22 protein-coding genes are annotated in these 20,477 nt (G+C 64.6%); 6 read left to right on the top strand and 16 right to left on the bottom strand.

Annotated elements, in window-relative coordinates; all coding sequences use genetic code 11:
- Positions 1-55: 55 nt before the first annotated feature.
- Complete coding sequence (locus AC25ND_RS07175; protein ID WP_028688509.1) at positions 56-553, bottom strand: 2-thiouracil desulfurase family protein; 498 nt, start codon at positions 551-553, stop codon at positions 56-58.
- The gene (locus tag AC25ND_RS07170) at positions 540-1,163 is read right to left on the bottom strand and encodes a 2OG-Fe(II) oxygenase (protein WP_028688510.1); all 624 of its coding nucleotides are present in this window, start codon (positions 1,161-1,163) and stop codon (positions 540-542) included. Before AC25ND_RS07170 ends, AC25ND_RS07175 begins: the two co-directional genes overlap by 14 nt.
- A gap of 121 nt (positions 1,164-1,284) precedes the next feature.
- Here AC25ND_RS07170 and AC25ND_RS07165 point away from each other — a divergent pair, with 121 nt between their 5' ends.
- Entirely contained in the window at positions 1,285-2,037 is a 753-nt protein-coding gene (locus tag AC25ND_RS07165) for a DUF2059 domain-containing protein (protein ID WP_028688511.1), read from the top strand.
- Here the strand turns inward: AC25ND_RS07165 and bipL are convergent, their stop codons facing one another.
- Positions 2,038-2,964, bottom strand: coding sequence for a phospholipase BipL (gene bipL / locus AC25ND_RS07160; RefSeq protein WP_236179563.1), 927 nt, complete (start codon positions 2,962-2,964; stop codon positions 2,038-2,040).
- 88 nt (positions 2,965-3,052) lie between these two features.
- Between bipL and AC25ND_RS07155 the strand changes: the two genes are divergently transcribed.
- From AC25ND_RS07155 to AC25ND_RS07145, 3 genes are all read left to right on the top strand, one after another.
- Positions 3,053-3,646 (top strand): DUF6436 domain-containing protein, encoded by a 594-nt coding sequence (locus tag AC25ND_RS07155; RefSeq protein WP_486976195.1) that lies wholly within the window; start codon positions 3,053-3,055, stop codon positions 3,644-3,646.
- 65 nt (positions 3,647-3,711) lie between these two features.
- A complete protein-coding gene (locus AC25ND_RS07150; protein ID WP_486976194.1) occupies positions 3,712-5,934 on the top strand; it encodes an S-type pyocin domain-containing protein in 2,223 nt (740 codons plus the stop codon).
- The gene (locus AC25ND_RS07145; protein WP_186594580.1) at positions 5,924-6,199 is read left to right on the top strand and encodes a bacteriocin immunity protein; all 276 of its coding nucleotides are present in this window, start codon (positions 5,924-5,926) and stop codon (positions 6,197-6,199) included. The genes AC25ND_RS07150 and AC25ND_RS07145 overlap by 11 nt, the downstream gene beginning before the upstream one ends.
- Positions 6,200-6,237: 38 nt before the next feature.
- Here AC25ND_RS07145 and AC25ND_RS07140 read toward each other — a convergent pair whose 3' ends face one another.
- On the bottom strand, positions 6,238-6,789 hold the full coding sequence (locus AC25ND_RS07140; protein ID WP_186594578.1) for a sugar O-acetyltransferase: 552 nt from the start codon (positions 6,787-6,789) through the stop codon (positions 6,238-6,240).
- A gap of 88 nt (positions 6,790-6,877) precedes the next feature.
- Between AC25ND_RS07140 and AC25ND_RS07135 the strand changes: the two genes are divergently transcribed.
- The gene (locus AC25ND_RS07135) at positions 6,878-9,241 is read left to right on the top strand and encodes a penicillin acylase family protein (RefSeq protein ID WP_486976193.1); all 2,364 of its coding nucleotides are present in this window, start codon (positions 6,878-6,880) and stop codon (positions 9,239-9,241) included.
- A gap of 47 nt (positions 9,242-9,288) precedes the next feature.
- The gene (locus tag AC25ND_RS07130) at positions 9,289-10,107 is read left to right on the top strand and encodes an alpha/beta fold hydrolase (protein WP_088852202.1); all 819 of its coding nucleotides are present in this window, start codon (positions 9,289-9,291) and stop codon (positions 10,105-10,107) included.
- 37 nt (positions 10,108-10,144) lie between these two features.
- Here the strand turns inward: AC25ND_RS07130 and AC25ND_RS07125 are convergent, their stop codons facing one another.
- The 12 genes from AC25ND_RS07125 to cysW all read right to left on the bottom strand — a co-directional run bounded on the left by AC25ND_RS07125 (position 10,145) and on the right by cysW (position 20,476).
- Positions 10,145-11,017 carry a transporter substrate-binding domain-containing protein gene (locus AC25ND_RS07125; RefSeq protein WP_486976192.1) on the bottom strand — a complete coding sequence of 291 codons (873 nt, stop codon included), beginning with the start codon at positions 11,015-11,017 and terminating at the stop codon, positions 10,145-10,147.
- Complete coding sequence (locus tag AC25ND_RS07120) at positions 11,014-11,787, bottom strand: amino acid ABC transporter ATP-binding protein (protein WP_028688520.1); 774 nt, start codon at positions 11,785-11,787, stop codon at positions 11,014-11,016. Before AC25ND_RS07120 ends, AC25ND_RS07125 begins: the two co-directional genes overlap by 4 nt.
- Positions 11,784-12,443, bottom strand: a complete 660-nt coding sequence (locus AC25ND_RS07115) for an amino acid ABC transporter permease (RefSeq protein ID WP_028688521.1) — start codon at positions 12,441-12,443, stop codon at positions 11,784-11,786. Before AC25ND_RS07115 ends, AC25ND_RS07120 begins: the two co-directional genes overlap by 4 nt.
- Complete coding sequence (locus tag AC25ND_RS07110) at positions 12,424-13,089, bottom strand: amino acid ABC transporter permease (protein ID WP_069015892.1); 666 nt, start codon at positions 13,087-13,089, stop codon at positions 12,424-12,426. The genes AC25ND_RS07115 and AC25ND_RS07110 overlap by 20 nt, the downstream gene beginning before the upstream one ends.
- Before the next feature lie 468 nt (positions 13,090-13,557).
- The gene (locus AC25ND_RS07105; RefSeq protein ID WP_028688523.1) at positions 13,558-14,343 is read right to left on the bottom strand and encodes a MetQ/NlpA family ABC transporter substrate-binding protein; all 786 of its coding nucleotides are present in this window, start codon (positions 14,341-14,343) and stop codon (positions 13,558-13,560) included.
- A gap of 181 nt (positions 14,344-14,524) precedes the next feature.
- A complete protein-coding gene (locus AC25ND_RS07100) occupies positions 14,525-15,472 on the bottom strand; it encodes a sigma 54-interacting transcriptional regulator (RefSeq protein ID WP_062359839.1) in 948 nt (315 codons plus the stop codon).
- Positions 15,473-15,534: 62 nt separating this feature from the next.
- Positions 15,535-16,116, bottom strand: coding sequence for an alpha/beta hydrolase (locus AC25ND_RS07095; RefSeq protein ID WP_028688525.1), 582 nt, complete (start codon positions 16,114-16,116; stop codon positions 15,535-15,537).
- Positions 16,117-16,358: 242 nt separating this feature from the next.
- Positions 16,359-16,760 carry an ExbD/TolR family protein gene (locus tag AC25ND_RS07090; RefSeq protein ID WP_028688526.1) on the bottom strand — a complete coding sequence of 134 codons (402 nt, stop codon included), beginning with the start codon at positions 16,758-16,760 and terminating at the stop codon, positions 16,359-16,361.
- A 1-nt stretch (position 16,761) separates the two neighbouring features.
- Positions 16,762-17,484, bottom strand: a complete 723-nt coding sequence (locus tag AC25ND_RS07085) for a MotA/TolQ/ExbB proton channel family protein (RefSeq protein WP_028688527.1) — start codon at positions 17,482-17,484, stop codon at positions 16,762-16,764.
- Positions 17,485-17,514: 30 nt separating this feature from the next.
- Positions 17,515-18,312, bottom strand: a complete 798-nt coding sequence (locus AC25ND_RS07080; RefSeq protein WP_486976191.1) for an energy transducer TonB — start codon at positions 18,310-18,312, stop codon at positions 17,515-17,517.
- 298 nt (positions 18,313-18,610) lie between these two features.
- Complete coding sequence (locus AC25ND_RS07075; protein WP_028688529.1) at positions 18,611-19,600, bottom strand: sulfate/molybdate ABC transporter ATP-binding protein; 990 nt, start codon at positions 19,598-19,600, stop codon at positions 18,611-18,613.
- A gap of 3 nt (positions 19,601-19,603) precedes the next feature.
- Positions 19,604-20,476 (bottom strand): sulfate ABC transporter permease subunit CysW, encoded by an 873-nt coding sequence (gene cysW / locus AC25ND_RS07070; RefSeq protein ID WP_062359848.1) that lies wholly within the window; start codon positions 20,474-20,476, stop codon positions 19,604-19,606.
- Between the last annotated feature and the right edge of the window lies 1 nt (position 20,477).

Below are 20,477 nucleotides of genomic sequence, written 5' to 3'. Positions count from 1 at the left end.
CGCTCCCACGCTGCCGTCATGGTCACCATTGCGTGGGAGCGGGCTTGCCCGGCGATCAGACCTTGGCCAACGCTCGCTGCGCGTCTTCCAGCTCCAGCTCGCTGAACACGAGCACCCCTTCGCGACGCAGCAAGGCCGCGGTCACCCCTTCCCCAGCCACCTTCACTCCGCTGAAGCTGCCGTCATAGGTCTGCAGGTTGCCACACGACGGGCTGCCGGACTTAAGCACCGCCACACGGATGCCATGCCGACGCACCAACTCCAGCGCCCGTCTGGCCCCGGCCAGAAACGCCTCGCTGACATCGTCGCCGGACACCGTCACTACCCGCGCCTGCCCATCCAGAACCTGAACGCCCTGCCCGCCCGGAATTTCCGCAGGCGGTCGCGGCGTCGGCAGGCCACCGGCCACCTCCGGGCACAGCGGCACCACCCGGCCTTCGGCCTGCCAGCGCTGCACGACGTCGGGATGACCACTGGCACGCCCGTCATAGCGCACTGGCTGGCCCAGCAGGCAGGCACTGACCAGTACTTTCGGCCGCTCAGAACGGGTCATTGCCACGGCGCCGGAACCAGCCGGTCAACGACAGGCGTTCACGCCCGGCCGGGAGCACTTCGTGCGGCACTTCACCCGACAGGAACACCACCAGGCTGCCCGCCACCGGCTGTACGTCGTGCTCGACACCGTCCTGCAGGAACATCCGCAACTGCCCGCCATCCTCCGGTTGCCAACCTTCATTGAGGTAGAACACGGCCGATACCATGCGCCGGTCGTCGTCACGGAAGCGGTCGAGATGGCGCTTGTAGAAAGCCCCCGGGGGATACAGCGCAAAATGGCACTCGAAGTCCTCAAGCCCCAGGAACAAACCCTGGTTGATGGCCTGGCGCAGGCTGTCCATCGCGCCCAGGTAGCGGTCGCAGACCTCCGACTCGCCGGGGTCGAGCCACTGGATCTGGTCGCCACGGATCGCCTCGCGGATCTCCTGCGCGGCGCCGCGACCGACGCTGGCCGGGTTGAGTTCGCCCTCGGCGTGACGGCGACGGCATTCGGCCGCCAGCGCGCGCGACAGCGCGTCGGGCAGGAAGAGAGGTTGCTGCGACCAGCCACGGGTGGCCAGGTCGTCGACGATCGTCGACAGCAGCGGATGTTCGAAAGGCGTGTGCATGGCGCATCATAGCCATTCGCCAATCGCTCGCACAGCGCCACTTGGTCAGGAAGCGCCGCTGGCGACTCGACAAAGCCCCGCCACGCCTAGGACAATAGCGGCCTGCCGACAGGAGTCCTGAATGCGCCGTCTGTTTTCCCTGCTTCTGCTGATGATCTGCACCATGCCTGTCTGGGCGGACAGCCTCGAACAGTTGTACAAGGCCGCCGGCTGGCCCGACCAGCGCGTCCATTTCAACGATGCCGTGAGCGCTGCCCAGCAGCGCTACCGCAACAGCCTGCCGCCTGCCGTCTACCAGGCGCTGGTCAACAACAGCAACCAGCGCTTCCAGGCCCAGGCCATGGACCGCCGGGCCCAGGCGCAGCTGCGCGCCAACCTGGCGAATCCCTCGCCGGCCCTGGCGTTCTTCCAGTCACCGCTGGGGCGCAAGGTGGTGGCCGCCGAGCTGCTGGCCACGCGCAAGGACCAGCTGGCCAAGAATGCCAAGGGCCTGCCCAAGGTCCAGGCCAGCGACAACCGCCTGCTGATCGTCGGCCACCTGGCCCAGGCCCTGCCGGCCCGCGAAGCCGGCGCCGAGGTCAGCCTGGCGATCGCCGGCGTGGCGGCCGACAGCCTGAGCTCGATGCTGCCCGGCCTGTTCGGTGGCGGCCAGGCGCAGAACCTGCTCGATGGCCAGCGCCAACGCTTGATGAACCAGGTCGGCGAAGACCTCAACAATACCCTGCTGTACGTCTATCGCGACCTGTCGGACGCCGAGCTGGAGGAATTCGCCACCTTCGCCGAATCCGCCGACGGCCAGGCCTACTACAAGGCGGCGGTGGCAGCGGTACGCGCCGCCCTGGCCGTGGGCCAGAATGCCGCCGAGCTGAAGTGATCAGCCCAGGCGCTGGCCGATGAAGTCGAAGTAGCGCTGGCGAATGCCGGGCAGCTCGTTGGCCAGGTGATGCCGCGCCTCGGGCAGCATGAGGATCTGCGGTTCGGCGAACTTGGCCTTGAGCACCTTGAGGTTGTAGGGCCAGTCCACCGTGCCGTCCGCCTCGCCCTGCACGATCAGGGGCTGGCGCGTGCTGCGCGGCGCGGCTTCGATACGCCGGACCCACTTCATCAACGCCCCCACCCAGGCAGTCGGCAGGCGCCGTGGCTGCAGCGGGTCGGCCTCGAGGAAGGGCAGGAAGGCCGGGTCGTTGGTGTTCTCACTGAAGCGCCGCTCGATGCCGCTGACGAAGTGGCGCAGCACCCGATAGCTCAGTTTCGACCAGTGCCAGGCACGTGGGCGCACCAGGGGCGCCAGCAGGATCACCTGGCCGTCGGCCGGGCTGCGTTCACCCTGGTGCAGCAGGTGATCGACCACGATTGCCCCGCCGGTGCTCTGTCCGCATAGATGCCAGGGTCGCGGCAGTTCCAGCAGGCGGGCCTGTTCGAACAGTGCATCGAGCACCTGCTGGTAGATGCCGAAGTCATCGATGCTGGCCCGCTCGCCGCTGGACAGGCCATGACCGGGCAGGTCGCAGCCGATCACTGCGTAGCCCTGGCCCAATGCCCACGCGATCACGTGCCGGTACAGGCCCATGTGGTCGTAATAGCCGTGCAGCAGGAACACCGTCGCCACCGGTTGCTCCGGCAGCCAGAGCTGTCCGACCAGATCGAAGCCCGCCACCTGGAAGCCACCCAGCCAAGTGCGCGCGGGCAGATCCAGGCCGTAGAAGCGCTGGTAGGCCTGGCCCTGGGCGGACAACGGCTGGCGATCAGCAAGGGGCGACAGGCTGGTACGCAGCTGGTCGGGATTGAAGCTGGCGGGCATCGGTACATCCAGTGTGAAGCAAGTATTGATCTGCGATATTCAGCTCTGCGCCGCGCCATGGCAAGCTTGGCCCCTCCTCCGATGAACAATGCGACCTCGTGCCAAGGCCCCCATGGCGAAGCGATTTATCACATTACTTGCACTGCTGCTCTGCGCCACCACCCTCTGGTGGGCCTACGACAGCTTCCAGTCCCGCTACCTGCGCACCTTCGACAACCAGACCACCTTCTTCGACGGCAGCCAGCTGCGCCTGCCCCCCGAACTGGCAGGTCCGGGCCCGATCCGCGTGGTGCACTTCTGGGACCCGGCCTGCCCCTGCAACGTCGGCAACCAGCAGCACCTGGGCGAGCTGTTCGAGCGCTTCGCGCCGCTCGGGGTCAGCTTCCATGTCGTGCAAAAACCTGGCAGCCACGGCCGACTGCCGGCCAACCTGGGAGCGCTGAAGCCCCTGGCCAGCCTGCCCGGCAGCGAGCACCTGCCCGCAAGTCCCGCCGTGGCGATCTGGGACCACGACGGCAACCTCGCCTACTTCGGCCCCTACAGCGAAGGTGCGGTGTGCAACTCGAGCAATAGTTTCATCGAGCCGATCCTCATGGCGCTGGAAGAAGGGCGTCGGGTGCAGGCCTCCAACACCTTGGCGGTCGGCTGCTATTGCCCGTGGAGCAGTGGGCCAGGCCAATAGCCCACTACCGCAGCCTCATCCCAGAGACTCCCTAGGGTAGCGACATACAGAACAAGGAGAACTGTATGTCACGCGAAGGCTACACCAAGCTTACCCCTATCAACGTCAGAGACCGCTACGAAGAACAGTTCCGTTCAACCCCACCGATCTTCTGGGGACATCAACGGGTCCATCCGCTGCAACTGGTATCGACATTCCGCCCTGGCCACCTGGTAATTGACCTGGTCCGCCAGGTCGAATCGGACAAGCAACAGGTTCACACCGACCACGCGCGCCTGCAGGCTACCCAGGACGAACGACTCGACCAGGCCATCGCGACCAGCGCAGGCCCACTGACAAGCCTCAGCGAATCCGCGCGTCTGGAGCGCCAGATCGCTGCCGTCAGGCAGCTCACCGCAACCTACCAGACTCAGTTGCAACAGGCTCGCCAGCAAGCCAACAGCTTCTTTGGTACAGACCCGGAGCATCGCCCACTCAAAGATTTTCTTGCTGTCGTCCGGCAGCCGAACGCCCCCCACGCGCCTCGTCAAGCCTGGCTGACAGCCTACCGCGCGGCCTTCGAGGCCAAGCGCCTGGCGCGCCAGCTCAATGAACTTCGTCGCCGCCAGGCTCGCCTGCAATGGGCGCTGACCGATTCCAGGTACAAGGCAGCGCAACGCGATCGGGTGGTTCAACTGGTCCATCGGCTGGAAACGAAACTCGCTCGCTTCTCCGTCAGTAAGCTTGAGCATGAGCTCGCGCGCGCCTCGCTCGAGGGCGCATTGAGCACATTCCAGCGCCACCAGCATGACGACATCGCAGCCCAGGCCGCAGCCGAGCATGCTCGTGAGCTGGAGCGGGAAACCTCCGACCTGATCCGCGCCCAGAATGCACTCCATAAACATTCTGCGGCCGCTCGAAAGGATAATCTTTCACTCGAGTTCGACAGCAGTCAGCTCGACACCGTGATCACCGAGCAGAACCGCAAGCCACACGCCCAGCGCAATCCGGAGCTGCAGCAATTGCGGGACAGGGTCGAGCTCGAGCGCACAGGCTATGGCATCGATGCGCAATGGGGACGGGCTGCCGACAACCCTCTGCACCTGAGGGCCCATGACGCCATCCACGCCGCATTCGATGAGCAGACACACCTCTCCATGCTCAGCGGACAGACGCCGAGCAATACCCCTGTCACCTTCCACGCCTGGGTCGCCAGCACTCGCCACGTAGTGGTTCTGGCGAGTTCAAGCGGTGCCATCGCGTACTTCGAGGCGTTCTGGGAACTGCTGGGAAAGGCGCTGCAGTCAGCCGCACCACGCTTGCTGGCACACGCCGCGACCGGCGCCGTTCGGTATGCGTCCCTGATGCTCTACTCGGCCCGACTCGGCAATGGAGAGCGCATGGGCGTCAGTGTGCCGCTGGCCTACATGACTCCCGGCGCGGATCTGACCGCTGAAGCCAACCGCAGGGCCGGGCAGACGCTTGAGCTGGCGCTACGGATGAACGCCGTTCCAGTGGGTGAACAGACCGAGGTATACCTGGCTAGCACCGATGGCAGCAGCCTTCTGCGCGATGTCCGCGTACGCCAAGCCAATTGGGACCCTGCCCTGGAGAGTTACAGCTTCACCGCCGATGGCCCAGGCGGTGCGACGCTGCTCTGGCATCCGGCCACGCCACCGAGCAGCCTGGGCACCCGTGACCCGCTGACCGGCAGCACCACGCCCGCGCTGCCGATCGTCGAGGATCTGACTAAGCATTACCCGGGCACGATCAGTTCGAAGCGCGAGCCGGACATCAACGCATTCCCTGCCCTGCCGGACCCACATATCGACGATTACGTCATTGTCTTCCCCGCCGATTCGGGGCTGTCGCCGATCTATGTGATGTTCCGCGATCCCCGGCAGATCGCCGGGGTGGCCAGCGGTTACGGGCAGGTGACGCCGGATCGCTTTCTTGAGGCCGCAGTCACACCAGAGGGCGCGCCGATTCCTTCACGGATTGCGGATAAGTTGAGGGGGCGCAGGTTCAGTAGTTTCGATAGGCTGCGGGAGGCGTTTTGGATGGAAGTGGCCGCTGATTCCCTACTCAGCAAACACTTCACAAGGAATAACTTGATACGAATGACAGACGGTGGCGCGCCACTGGCACCCGGGATAAAGTGGGTCGGAAAGCGAAAAAGCTTTGAGATTCACCATATTGAAGAAGTCAAAAATGGCGGCGCCGTTTATAACCTGGACAACTTGGCAGTCATGACACCTCAACAACATATTGACCACCACAGTAAAAAAGGTAAAAGCAATGACCAATAGCAAAAGCATCACTGAATACACGGAAAGTGAATTCTTGGAGTTTCTGCAAGATTTTTTTGTCAATCGCACGGATCTCAAAGGTGCCCGTTTCATTGAGTATCAGGATCAACTGATGCGAAGATTCGAGACGATCATCGAAAACCCACAGGGATCTGATCTCATTTGCTATCCAGGAGAAGGCGCAGAGGATAGCCCTCAAGGCGTCCTAGACCGCGTCAAAGAATGGCGCGCAGCCAACGGCAAACCCGGCTTCAAGCCCGCCTGACCAAAAGCCCTGCGGCCAACCCCGCAGGGCTTCGCACTTCAGCCACGCACCCGCGCTGGATTACCCACCACCACCGCGCCCGCCGGCACATCCCGGGTCACCACGCTGCCGGCGCCGACCACGGCGTTATCACCAATGGTCACCCCCGGCAGGATGATCGCCCCGCCGCCGATCCAGACATTGTCGCCAATGATCACCGGGCGCCCGCTTTCCAGGCCACTGCGGCGCAGCGCCGGGTCCAGCGGGTGGTCGGCGGTGTAGATCTGTACCGCCGGGGCGATCTGGCAATCGGCACCGATCCGCACAGGAAGCACGTCGAGAATCACGCAGTTGAAGTTCATGAAGGTGTTGGTGCCCACACTGATGTTGTAGCCGTAGTCGCAATGGAATGGCGGGCGGATCACCACGCCGCTGCCCACACTGCCGAAATGCTCCTCCAACAGGCCATGACGCGCCTCGTTGGGCTGATCGACACTGTTGTTGTAGCGGTGCATCCAGTGGCGGTTGGCCGCCTGTTCGGCTTGTAGCTCGGGACAGCCGGCATGGTAGAGCTGGCCTGCCAGCATTTTCTGTTTTTCGCTGAGGGACATGGAAACTCCTTCCAGGGGACTATGCTCAGTTCGCGAATCCGCCGATGATCGGACCATATTTTCTCGTTCGAGTGCACAAGGAGTCTCGATGAAGCGCAGCCTGACCTTGCTGGCGGTGGTGATCGCAGTGGCCGCCGCAGGCACCGGTTACTGGTACGTGCGCGGCAAGCAGCCGCAACGTGACGGCGAGGTAGCCGTCGGCGGATTGCAGGCGCCGGTCAGCGTGCGTTTCGATGCCCGCGGCGTGCCGCACCTGCAGGCGCAGAACGAGCAGGACCTGTACCGCGCCCTGGGCTACGTGCACGCCCAGGACCGTCTGTTCCAGATGGAGATCATGCGCCGCCTGGCCCGCGGCGAGCTGGCCGAGGTGCTGGGCGACAAGCTGCTGCCCACCGACACCCTGTTCCGCAGCCTGCGCATCCGCGACCAGGCGGCCTTGATGGCGCAGCGCCAGGACCGCCAGTCGCCGGCCTGGCAGGCGCTGCAGGCGTACCTGGACGGTATCAACCAGTGGCAGGCCAGCCATCCCAAGCCGATGGAGTTCGACCTGCTCGGCATCCCGCCACGCCCCTTCACCGCCGAGGACACCCTGAGCATCGCCGGTTACCTCGCCTACAGCTTCGCCGCGGCATTCCGTACCGACCCCGCGCTGACCTACATCCGCGACCAGCTCGGCCCCGAATACCTGAAGATTTTCGACCTCGACTGGCAGCCCGACGGCGCCGTGGCCACCCCTCTGGCCGCCGCCGACTGGCGCAGCCTGGAGCAGCTGGCGCGGCTGAGTCACGATGCCCTGGGCGATGCCGGCATCCCGCAGTTCGAAGGCAGCAACGCCTGGGCCGTGGCTGGCAGCCGCACCCGCAGTGGCCGGCCGCTGCTGGCGGGCGACCCGCACATCAGCTTCGCCGTGCCGGCAATCTGGTACGAGGCGGAGCTGTCGGCGCCGGGGTTCAACCTGTATGGCTACTTCCAGGCGCTCAACCCGTTCGCCCTGCTCGGCCACAACCGCGACTTCGGCTGGAGCCTGACCATGTTCCAGAACGACGACGTTGACCTGATCGCGGAGCGGACCAACCCACAGGCCCCCGAGCAGGTGATGGTCGATGGCCGCTGGCAGCCACTGGAAAAGATCGAACAGAAGATCGCGGTCAAGGGCGCGGAACCTGCCAGCATCACCCTGCGCCGCTCGCCCCATGGCCCGATCGTCAACAGCGTGCTCGGCGATACCGCAGGCCCGACGCCCATCGCCATGTGGTGGGCGTTCCTGGAAACAGAGAACCCGATACTCGAGGGCTTCTACCAGATCAACCGCGCCGACACCCTGGGCAAGATGCGCGAGGCGGCCGCCAAGGTTCAGGCGCCGGGGCTGAACCTGGTATGGGCCAATGCCCAGGGCGATATCGGCTGGTGGGCGGCGGCGCGCCTGCCGATCCGCCCGGACGGCGTCAACCCGGCGTTCATTCTCGATGGTGCCAGCGGGCAGGCCGCCAAGCCGGGCTTCTACCCGTTCAGCGCCAATCCGCAGCAGGAGAACCCGGCGAGCGGCTACATCGTCTCGGCCAACTACCAGCCGCCCGGCGCAATTCCCGTGCCCGGCTACTACAACCTGGCCGATCGCGGCCGTCAGCTCGATCGCCAGTTGAGCGACCCGGACATCAAGTGGGACACCCAGAACAGCCAGGCCCTGCAACTGGACACCAGCACCGACTACGGCCCGCGCACCCTGGCGCCGCTGCTCGGCACCTTGCGCAATATCGCCCAGGGCGACGAGGAGAAGGAGCTGGTCGAGCAACTGGCCGCCTGGCGCGGCGACTATCCGCTGGACTCCATCAGTGCCACGCTGTTCAACCAGTTCCTCTACGAACTGGCGTTCGCCGCCCTGCACGACGAGCTGGGCGACACCTGGTTCCCGGTGCTGATCAGCACCCGCGCCATCGACGCCGCTCTGCCCCGCCTGGCCGCGGACCCGACATCGCCCTGGTGGAGCCAGCGCGGCGCCAGTGAACGCACCGACCGTGACGCCATCGTGCGCCAGGCCTGGCAACGCAGCCTCAAGCACCTGCGCGAGACATTCGGCAAGGATCCGGCCAGCTGGCAATGGGGCAAGGCCCACACCCTCACCCACAACCATCCACTGGGGGTGAAGAAGCCGCTCAACCTGCTGTTCAATGTCGGCCCGTTCGCCGCGCCCGGCACCCACGAGGTGCCGAACAACCTGTCGGCGAAGATCGGCCCGGCGCCCTGGCCGGTGACCTATGGTCCTTCAACCCGCCGGTTGATCGACTTCGCCGACGCAGGCGCCGCGCTGACCATCAACCCCGTCGGGCAGAGTGGCGTGCCGTTCGACCGGCATTACGGCGATCAGGCCGAGGACTATATCGAGGGGCGCTATCACAAGGCGCGGATGGGGGTGATTCCGGCGCAGAGCACGTTGCGGCTGGTGCCCAGATAGAAACCGGGGCCACACAGCGGCCCTCTCGCAATCCATGAGGTCACGCAATGCACAAACGCTTCATCGAGATAGACGGAGCACGCATGAGCTATGTCGACCAGGGCCAGGGCTTCCCAGTGCTGCTGGGACACAGCTACCTGTGGTCGTCCGCCATGTGGCAACCGCAGATCGACGCACTGTCACGGCACTTCCGGGTCATCGTGCCTGAGCTGTGGGGGCACGGCGATTCCGCCGCTCCGCCCGCCAGTACCGTCGACATGGCTGCCCTGGCTCGACAGCACCTGGCATTGCTCGATGCCCTGGATATCCAGAAGTGCCACCTGGTCGGGCTGTCGGTTGGCGGCATGTGGGGCGCGCAGTTGGCCGTTGACCACCCTGAACGCGTCGACCGCCTGGTGCTGATGGACACCTACCTGGGCGCCGAGCCCGAGCCGACGCGGCTGAAGTATTTCGGTTTGCTGGATGCGGCAAGCAAAGCGGGAGCCTTCATAGACCCGTTGCTGGACGTTGTGGTGCCGATCTTCTTCCATGCCGGTGGCCAGACTGTGCCCGAGGTGCGCGAATGCTTCCGTGCGGACCTCAAGGCAAGCAGCGCCGAAACCATCCGGGACAGCCTCGATCCGATGGGCCGGGTGATCTTCGGCCGGCCAGACCTGCTGGCGCGACTGGGTGAGCTGCCAGGAGAGCGAACCATCGTGCTCTGTGGCGACCAGGACATTCCAAGGCCACCGACAGAGTCAGCGGAGATGGCGCAGCTGATTGGATGCTTGGCGGCACAGGTTCCATTCGCCGGGCATATCTCCAGCCTGGAGAATCCGCAGGTGGTGAATGATTTCCTGTTGAACTGGTTGCCGCGAAATCGCTGAGACCGGAGAGGGCCGCTGTGCGGCCCCGTTCAGGTAATCAACCCTGCAACTTTCCGCCCTCGACGATCACGCTCTCAGGCTTGGTGTCGTCGCTCAGTTCCTTGCGCACGTACTGGTCGTACAGCTTGAGCAGGAACTTCTCCTCGCCCAGCTTGGCCAGCTCGCTGTTCACCCAGTCGCGCAACTCGGTGTTGCCCTTCTTCACCGCCGGCGCAATCGGCGCCTCGTCGCCCAGCAGCTGCGGCAGCACGCGATAGCCCGGGTTCTGCTTGGCCCAGCTGAACAGGATCAGGTTGTCCTGGGCATAGGCATCGCCACGGCCATTGGCCAGGGCAGCCAGCGACTCGGTGTTTTTCTCGAACTTCAGCAGCTTCCAGTCCGGGTGATTCTTGGTCAGCCAGATATCGGCGGTGGTGCCGGTGGTGACGATGATGGTCTTGTCGGCCAGGTCGTCGAGTTTCTGCACCGGGCTGCCATCGGCGACGATGGCCTGCACCGCCACGCGCAGGTTGGGGTTGGTGAAGTCCACCGCTTCCTTGCGCTCGGGGGTGACGGTCATGTTGGCGAGGATCAGGTCGACCTTGTCGCTCTGCAGGAACGGAATGCGGCTGGCAGGCTCGACGGCGACGAACTCGACCTTGCTTTCATCGCCCAGCAGGTCCTTGGCGAAGCGACGGCCGATGTCGGTGTCGAAGCCCACGTAGCGGCCGCTTTCATCGACGAAGCCGAACGGTGGCTTGTCGGTGAACACACCGACGATCAGCTTGTCGCGGGCCTTGATGGTTTCCAGGTAGCTGGAGGCCGGCGAGGCAGCAGCAGGCTTGGCCGGGTCTTCGGACTTGTTGCAGCCGGCCAGCAGGGCCAGGCCAAGCAGTGGAGCGAGCAGTTTGGCGAACGGGGCAGTCTTCATGACAGTTCCTTGTGCAGTGTCTTGGGCAGGCTTTCGACGAACGAGAATTTCTCCAGGAACTGCTGCGCGCGTGCGGTCTGCGGTTGGGTGAAGAAGCGCTCGGGGTGGTTCTGTTCAAGGATCCTGCCGGCCTCCATGAACACGATGCGGTCGGCCACCGCGCGAGCGAAGGCCATTTCGTGGGTGACGATGAGCAGGGTCATGCCTTCGCGGGCCAGGCCCTGGATCACCTGCAGCACCTCCTTGACCATCTCCGGGTCGAGGGCGGCGGTGACCTCGTCGAACAGCATCACCTGGGGGTTCATGCACAGCGAACGGACGATGGCGATGCGTTGCTGCTGGCCACCGGAGAGCTGGCGGGGGAAGGCGTCGCGCTTGTCCAGCAGCCCGACCCGGGCCAGCAGCGCCTCGGCCTGGGCCTGGGCCTCGCGGCGTTCGCGCTTCTGCACCTTCAGCGGGCCCAGCAGCAGGTTGTCGAGCACGCTCATGTGACCGAACAGGTGGTAGCTCTGGAACACCATGCCGACCCGCTGGCGTACCTGGCGCCAGTCGGTGTCGGGGCCGAGCAGCTCTTGGCCGTCTAGCCGCAGGCTGCCGCCCTGGGCCTCCTCCAGCCCGTTGAGGCAACGCAGCAGGGTGCTCTTGCCGCAGCCGCTGGGGCCAAGGATCACCACCACCTCGCCGGCCGGGACCTTGAGGTCGATGTCCGCGAGCACCTGGTGCTCGCCGAAGAACTTGTTGAAGCCTTGGAATTCGATCAATGGATTCATGCATGGGCCCAGCGCCGCTCCAGCACGCGGGAGGCGGCCGACAGCGGGTAGCAGACAAGAAAGAAGAACAGGAACAGCGCGCCGTAGATCAGCACCGACTCGTAGGTGCGTTCGATGATCTGCTGCCCCGCCTTGATCACTTCGACCACGCCGATCAGCACCGCCAGCGAGCTGGTCTTGATGATCCGCGTGTAGAGGTTGATGATCGGCGGGGTCATGCGCTTGAGCGCCTGGGGCAGCAGCACGTAGCCATACAGCTGCCAGCCGCTCAGGCCGATCGACAACCCCGCCTCGCGCTGCCCGCGTGGCAGCGACTGCAAGGCGCCGCGCACCACCTCGCCGACCTCGCTGGCGCCCCACAGGCCCAGCACCAGCACCGCGCACCAGAAACTGGGAATGCTCAGGCCGAAGAAGATCGGCAAGCCGAAGAACACCAGGTACAGCCAGACCAGCACTGGAATCGCCCTGAACAGTTCCAGGTACACCTGCAGCAGGATGTTCAGCCAGCGCTTGCCGAGGGTCGCCAGTACGCCGTAGAGCACACCGCCGAGGGTGGCGAACAGAATGCCCAGGGCCGAGATCGCCAGGGTCTGCCCGGCGCCCGTGGCCAGTTGCGGCAGCGAAACCAGCAGCAGCTCAATGCCCGAACTGGCCATGTTGCAGCCTCCGTTCCAGGTAGCGCAGCAGCAGCGACAGCGGCAGGAAGATCAGCACGCAGAGCAGGGTCAGCACGGCGAGCATTTCGTAGGTCTTGTAGTACAGGGCGATGTAGTTCTTGGTGGTGTAGAGGATCTCCGGCACCGCCACCGCCGACACCACGGTGGTCTCCTTGAGCAGGAACACGAAGTTGGCGAACAGTGCCGGCAGGCTGAGGATGCCAGCCTGGGGCAGGATCACATGGCGCAGCAGCTGGCCCTCGGAGAGCCCGATGGAGCGCCCGGACTCCAGTTGCGCCCGCGGCACGGCTTCTACCCCGGCGCGCAGCACCTCGGTGAGATAGGCGCCGCCCATGAACGTCAGGGTGATGATCGCGGCGGCGAAGCCGGACACCTTCAGCCCCAGGCTCGGCAAGGCGAAGTAGACGAAGAACAGCTGGATCAGCAGCGGTGTGTTGCGGGCCAGTTCCACGTAGCCCTTGACCAGGCGCCACAGGTACGGCGTGCGCAACACCAGGAGCGTCGCGTTGAGCAGCGCCACCAGCATCGAGGTGACGATGGCGATCGCCCCGACTTGCAGGGTCACGCCAACGGCCTTGAAGAAGGCCGGCAGTGTGCTAAGCATGAAAGCGGTGTCGAAGCTCATGGAAAGGGCCTCGACACGGGGTCACGAAGGTACGGCATGGGGCAGGTCCAGGGTCGGCACGAGGGTGGCTCGGCTTCGTTTCACGAATGGTGGCGCTGTGCCGGTAAGCACGATCCCTAGACTCTAAAGGTATAAAAATATTTTTATAAATACCTTTATTGCATATCTATATCACCGCCCCATGGCGCTCAGAAATTTCCTTCATCCCACACGGATCTTTCCGAGCATTTTCCCCTCCAAGGGGTTTCAAACTGTGACTTGCACGGCCCATCACATTCAACAAGGAAGACAACGATGAACAGCCCCTGCTTGCCTGCTTCGAATGAACAATTGCTGTGGCTCCTGGCCCTGCGCCGGGCGCTGGCCAGTCAGCGCTGAAACGCCACGGCGAGCTGGCCCCTCTCCAAGCCAGCCCAAACAAAAACGCCGACGCAAAATGCGTCGGCGTTTTTCGTACCAGGTCGCGTATCAGAACGCCGGCAGTACGGCACCGCTGTATTTCTTCTCGATGAACGCCTTTACTTCCGGGCTGGTCAGCGCCTTGGCCAGTTTCTGGATGGCCTCGCTGTCCTTGTTGTCCGGACGGGCGACCAGGAAGTTAACGTAAGGCGAGTCGCTGCCTTCGATCACCAGCGCATCCTTGGCCGGGTTCAGGCCGGCTTCCAGCGCGTAGTTGGTGTTGATCATGTCCAGGTCGACCTGGTCGAGCACACGCGGCAGCATGGCCGACTCGAGCTCCTTGAACTTCAGCTTCTTCGGGTTCTCGGCGATGTCCTTCGGCGTGGCCAGGGCGTTCTTCGGATCCTTCAGGGTGATCAGGCCAGCTTTCTGCAGCAGCAGCAGGGCGCGGCCGCTGTTGCTGCCTTCGTTGGGAATGGCGACGGTGGCGCCGTCCTTCAGCTCACTCAGGCTCTTGACCTTCTTCGAATAGCCACCGAACGGCTCGACGTGCACGCCGATCACGGTTTCTAGGTGGGTACCCTTGCCTTCGTTGAAGTTCTTCAGGTACGGCAGGGTCTGGAAGTAGTTGGCGTCCAGGCGCTTCTGGTCGACCTGCACGTTGGGCTGGACGTAGTCGGTGAAGACCTTGATTTCCAGGTCCACGCCCTCTTTGGCCAGGGTCGGCTTGATCAGCTCGAGGATTTCGGCATGCGGCACGGGTGTGGCGGCGACCACCAGTTTCTCGGCGGCATTGGCCAGGCCAGCAAACGAAAGGGCGGCGGCCAGGGCGGTGGTCAGCAGGGTCTTTTTCATGGTGATCCTTGTTCTAAAGCTGGGCCATCGCAGATGGCGAGTCGGGTGCCCATCCGTTCGGGTGGGCGTGCAACGGACAATACCGAGATTTTTTATTCCGTAACAATATCTTTTGATTAGCTGCTTATTCCAAAAACAAATCGCCATCACCGCCTTTGCTTATGAGCGGCCACGCACTGCTCTACGGCGCGGCTTCGCCCAACTGCGCCAAGGCGGTGTTCAGCAACCCGCGCAGTTCGGCCACGGTTTGCGGCTCCCGACTGGCACCCAGTTGCGCGAGCTGACGGGCCAGGCTGGCCAAGGGTGCGGTATCCGGAAGGTCGAGGTGCGCCGGGAGGATTTCCTCGCCGTCGCTGACCAGCAGGGCAAAGTGGATGATGTTCTCCAGCTCACGGGTATTGCCCGGCCAGGCATGGGCCTCCAGCGCCTGCTGGGCCGCCTCGCTGATCAGGGGCAGCGGCCGATCCAGGCGCACGCTGTAGATACCGACGAAATACTCGGCCAGCGGCAGGATGTCGCCGACCCGATCGCGCAATGCCGGCAGCTCGAGTTCACCCTCATGCAGGTAATGGTAAAGCCGTTCGTTGAAGCGCCCGGCGCGCACGGCCTGGGCCAGGTCGATGCTGGAAGCGGCCACCAGCCGCACATCGACCGCCTGCGGCTGGGTGGCGCCGACCCGGGTTACCTCGCGGTTCTCCAGGGCCGCCAGCAGCTTGCCCTGGATCGCCAGGGGCAGGTCGGCAATCTCGTCCAGGTACAGCGTTCCGCCATTGGCCGAGCCGAACCAGCCGGCTCGACTGCTGGCGGTGCCGCCCTGGGTCGCGGCACTGTAGCCGAACAGCTCGGCATCGGCGTAGGTCGGGCTGATGGCCGCGCAGTTGACCGACACGAACAACCCGCTGCGGTCACTGGCGCGGTGGATCTGCCGGGCCAGCAATTCCTTGCCGGTGCCGGTCTCGCCACGGATCAGCACGGGCAAGGGTTGTGGCGCCAGCCGCTCCAAGGCCTGGCGCAACGCCTGGGAGCGAGGATCGACGAACACCAGCGCCTTGGCGCGAATGCTCAACGGGCTCTTGTCCAATTCGGGGAAGGTCAGCAACGGCTGGCCGAAAGCAGTGTGAAACGTCATGGAATACTCCCGCCCCGGTCGCACGCGACCGGGGATTCGACTCGTTCGAAAAAACCGGCGGATCAGGCGCGGCGCAGCGCGCGCTGATCGACACGGGCCTGCAGGCGGTAGAGGTAGGCGAAGCCCTGTTCCCAGCGTTCATGGCCGGACTTGACGTTGATGTGCCCGGCATCAGCCAGCAGCCCAGCCTCGGCACTCCAGGCCTGGGCCAGGTACAACGCGCGCGGCACACTCACCGCCGGGTCGTTGTCGGAGCTGACCACCTGGCTGGGGAACGGCAGGGCCTGCAGTGGAATCGGCGCGAAATTGCGCAGGGCCGGCGCGCAGGTCGGCCGCTCGACATCCGCCGGCGCCACCAGCAGTGCGCCACGTACTCGGCACAGCAGCTCGGGGCTGGCCTGGGCTGCCCAATGGGCGACCGTGATGCAGCCCAGGCTGTGGGCGATGAGAATCACCGGCGAGCGTTCGGCGGCAATCGCCTGCTCCAGGGCCTGCACCCAATCGCGCCGCTGCGGGGTCAGCCAGTCGTGCTGCTCGACCCGGGCGCTGTTGGGCAGGCTGCGCTGCCAGTGACTTTGCCAATGGTTGTCTGGCGATCCTTGCCAGCCCGGCACAATCAGGTAACGAATCGACTCATTGCGCATGGGGACGCCTCCGGAAGTTTGCGTGCTTGGGTGCAAGTATAGGGAGGGGGCTATGTTCGTAAAGGAATAAGAAGCTATTTATTAATAACCAAAATTCTTTTAAAGCAACTGTCTTGCACAGTGTTAAGCCCTGCGCCTACAGGGATAGCGAAAGGCTTCAAATCCGCGTCTCCAATAAAAAAGGGCCATCCCCTGCCAAGGAAAATGGCCCCGAAGCACTTGCCTGAAGAGGGTATCGTCGGTCAGCGCGCGGTGATCACCGCCAGCTTGCTGATCCCGGCACGCTCGATCGCCGCCATCGCGCGGGCGACCTCGCCGTAGTTCACACCATCGTCGGCCTGCAACTGCACACGCAGCTCGGCGTCCTTGTCCTTGGCAGCCTTTAGGTTGGTCTCCAGCAAGTCCGGCTGGATCTCGTCCTTGTTGATGAACAGCTTGCCGCTGCCGTCGATGCTCACCACCAGCGGGTCCTTCTGCTCCACCGGGGCGACGGCCTCGGTCTTGGGCAGGTTGATCGGGATGGCATTGGTCAGCAACGGCGCGGTGACGATGAACACCACCAGCAGCACCAGCATGACGTCCACCAGCGGCGTGACGTTGATTTCACTCAACACTTCATCGCTGTCCTGGGTCGAGAAGGCCATGTCAGGAGGCCTCCTTCACAGGTTGGGTGAAGCCGGTGTGCTGGCGCTGCACCGCGGGGTGCACCAGCACGCGGAAGGCACTCTTCTGCGCCAGGCTGTAGAAGTCATGGGCGAAGTCGTCGAGGTCGGCCGCGGTCAGCTTGAGGCGACGAAGGAAGTAGTTGTAGACCAGCACCGCCGGCACCGCGACGGCGATACCCACGCCGGTGGCGACCAGCGCCGCGCCGATCGGGCCGGCCACGGTTTCCAGGCTCGCCGAGCCCGCCGCGCTGATGCCCTTGAGGGCTTCCATGATGCCCCACACGGTGCCGAACAGGCCGATGAACGGCGAGGTGCTGCCGATACTGGCGACCACCGCCAGGCCAGTCTCCAGCGAACGGCGCTCGCGGACGATCTGCTGGCGCAGGGCGCGCTCCAGGCGATCCTGGTGGTTGATCGCCTGGCTGAGGTCACTGGCCTGACCAGGCTCGCCAACCGCGATCGCTGCAAAGCCCGCCTGGGCGACACGGGCGGCCGGGCCGGGCAGGTCGTGGGCGGGCTCGGCGGCGGAGTCGAGGCTGGACGCGGCCCAGAACTGCTGGTGGAAGCGCTTGTCCTGGTTTTTCAGGCGCACGAACTGCACGACCTTGACCAGGGCCAGCGCCCAGGTGGCGACGGAGAAGCCGACCAGCAGCCAGATGACCGCGCTTTCAACGGATTCGAGGGGAGATGCCAACAAGCTCATGATGAAGTCCTTCCTGTATGCGGTCGCAAGTTAACGAAGCTTGAAATCGATCGGTACGCTGACCCAGCCCACCTGGGCCAGGTCGCCCTGCTTGGCCGGGACGAAGCTCCAACGTTTCACCGCGGCCAGCGCGGCGGCGTCCAGGGCATCGCGGCCACTGCTCTTCTGGATCTGGATCTGCCCCGGCTTGCCACTGGGCAGCACCTCCACGCGCAGCAGCACCGTGCCTTCCCAGCCACGGCGCTGGGCCATCTGCGGATACTCCGGCGCCGGGTTCTTCAGGTACGCGGCGTTGGCCGAGGCAGGGGTCACCGGAGCCGGCGCGGGTGGAGCAGGGGCCGGCGCCGGGGGTGCTGGCGCGGCGACCGGTGTCGGCGGTGGCGCCTCGACTGGCTTGGGCTGCGGCTTGGCCACGGGCTTGGGCACCGGCTTGGGTTTGGGGACCGGCTTGGGCACGGGCTTGGCGGCCAGTTCGTCGACCACCGGTGGCGGTGGCGGCGGCTGGACCACAGGGGCCGGCGGCGGCGGCTCGGCCACCGGTGGCGCTGGCGCGGCGAACTCGATGGTCATGGGCGGAATCTTCGGCGGGATGACCGGCAGCTCGGGGGTCGGCTGGTGGCTGACCCAGTACGCCACCGCGCCATGCAGCACCAGCACCAGCAGGCCCAGCGCCAGCTTGTCGCGACGCTTCAAGCCGCTGACCGGCGTGCGTTGCAGGCGCAGTTGCGCGAGCGGCAAGCGCAGGGTGCGGCCAAGCTCGACGAGCTCCCCTGGCGCGGGGCGCCAAGGCTGGTCGTAGGCCCGGGCGGAGGTCTGGACATTACCCATTGCTTGAGGCTCCTGGGGTGTTGATTCAGGTGTGTGGCTGAATCATCAGTGCCAGATGCTTAGTTCATAAAGTAATGTTTAAACGTAAAGTTAGATATTTATGGAATATTTATTTTGATGGATTGCCCACAGCCCGCGTCGTTCTTGGCCTGCAGCAAAACAGCTCGCGAACGATGCTTTATCGGCATTCAAAATATTCGTTCAAGGCATCGGTTCGCTGCGAGGGCTTCGCCCTCGATCACGCTCAGGCAATAAAAAACCCGGGACCATGCCCGGGTTTTTCATCGCAAGCGCCAGCTCAGATATCCGTCACCTTCTGCCACACCTTCGGCCGGAAGAACAACGTTTCCCCCCGCGCCAGCCCGGCCAGGCTGTCGTGATCCTTGACCACCTCGGCTTCGATCAGCTCGCTCTGCCCTTCCACCTTCAGCGTCACTCGCGTGGTCGCGCCCAGCGGGCGGATATCGCGTACTTCGGCGGCATGATGCCCCTCGGTCTCGTGGCGCGACAGCGACACTTCGTGCGGACGGAACAGCACGTGGTGCCCTTCGCTCAGCGCCAGACGGTTGGAGTCGCCAAGGAAGTGGTAGACGAAGTCGTTGGCCGGCTTCTCGTACACCTCACCCGGGGAGCCGATCTGCTCGATCACGCCCTTGTTCATCACCACGATACGGTCGGCGACTTCCATGGCCTCTTCCTGGTCGTGGGTGACGAACACCGAGGTCAGGTTGATGTCCTCGTGCAGGCGCGCCAGCCAGCGGCGCAGCTCCTTGCGCACCTTGGCATCCAGCGCCCCGAACGGCTCGTCGAGCAGCAATACCTTGGGCTCCACCGCCAGGGCACGGGCCAGGGCGATACGCTGGCGCTGGCCACCGGACAGCTGCTCGGGGTAGCGATCGGACAACCAGTCGAGCTGGACCATGTTCAGCAACTCATGGACCTTCTCGGCAATCTTGCTCTCGCTCGGGCGCTCGCCCTTAGGCTTCATGCGCAGGCCGAAGGCGACGTTGTCGAACACGCTCATGTGGCGGAACAGTGCGTAGTGCTGGAACACGAAACCGACGTTGCGATCACGCACGTCATGGCCGGACACGTCCTCGCCATGGAACACGATGCTGCCGTCATCCGGGGTCTCGAGGCCGGCGATGATGCGCAGCAGGGTGGTCTTGCCGCAGCCGGACGGGCCGAGCAGGGCCACCAGCTCGCCGCTGTGGATATCCAGGTTGATGTTGTCCAGGGCCTGGAAGCTGTTGAAGCGCTTGCTGACGTTACGAACTTCGATCGACATGAATCATTCCTCCGCGGCGCTGTGGCGCAGGCGGTTAATACGGTTCTCGCTCCACTGCTTGAGCAGCAGGATGAAGAGCGCCAGGATCAGCAGCAGGCTGGCCACGCTGAAGGCCGCGACATGGTTGTACTCGTTGTAGAGGATCTCCACGTGCAGCGGCAAGGTGTTGGTGACGCCGCGGATATGGCCGGACACCACCGACACTGCGCCGAACTCGCCCATGGCCCGGGCGGTGCACAGCACCACGCCGTAGATCAGGCCCCACTTGATGTTCGGCAGCGTGACATGCCAGAACATCTGCCAGCCGTTGGCACCGAGCAGGCGCGCGGCCTCCTCTTCCTGGGTGCCCTGCTCCTGCATCAGCGGGATCAGCTCGCGGGCCACGAATGGTACGGTGACGAAGATGGTCGCCAGGACGATGCCCGGCAGGGCGAAGACGATCTGGATATCGTGGTCCTGCAGCCACGGCCCGAACAGGCCTTGGGCGCCGAACATCAGCACGTAGACCAGGCCGGCGATCACCGGCGACACCGAGAACGGCAGGTCGATCAAGGTGACCAGCACGCTCTTGCCACGGAAGGTGTACTTGCTCACGCACCAGGCAGCGGACACCCCGAACACCAGGTTCAGTGGTACCGAGATGGCCACCGCCAGCAGCGTGAGCTTGAGGGCGGACAGCGCGTCGGGCTCGAAGATCGCTTCGAAGAACGTGCCGAAGCCGTTCTTCAGCGCCTGCGACACCACGATCACCAGCGGCAGCGCCAGGAACAGCGCGAAGACGATCCAGGCCAGGGTGATCAGCACGCGGCGCGAAGTGGCGCTGCCACGCCGGGCGGCGTTGGCGGCGGCGGTTGCGCCGAGGGTTTGACTAGACATT

The organism is Pseudomonas sp. P110(2024), assembly GCF_057480795.1.
This window is presented reverse-complemented; position numbering and strand designations above follow the sequence as displayed.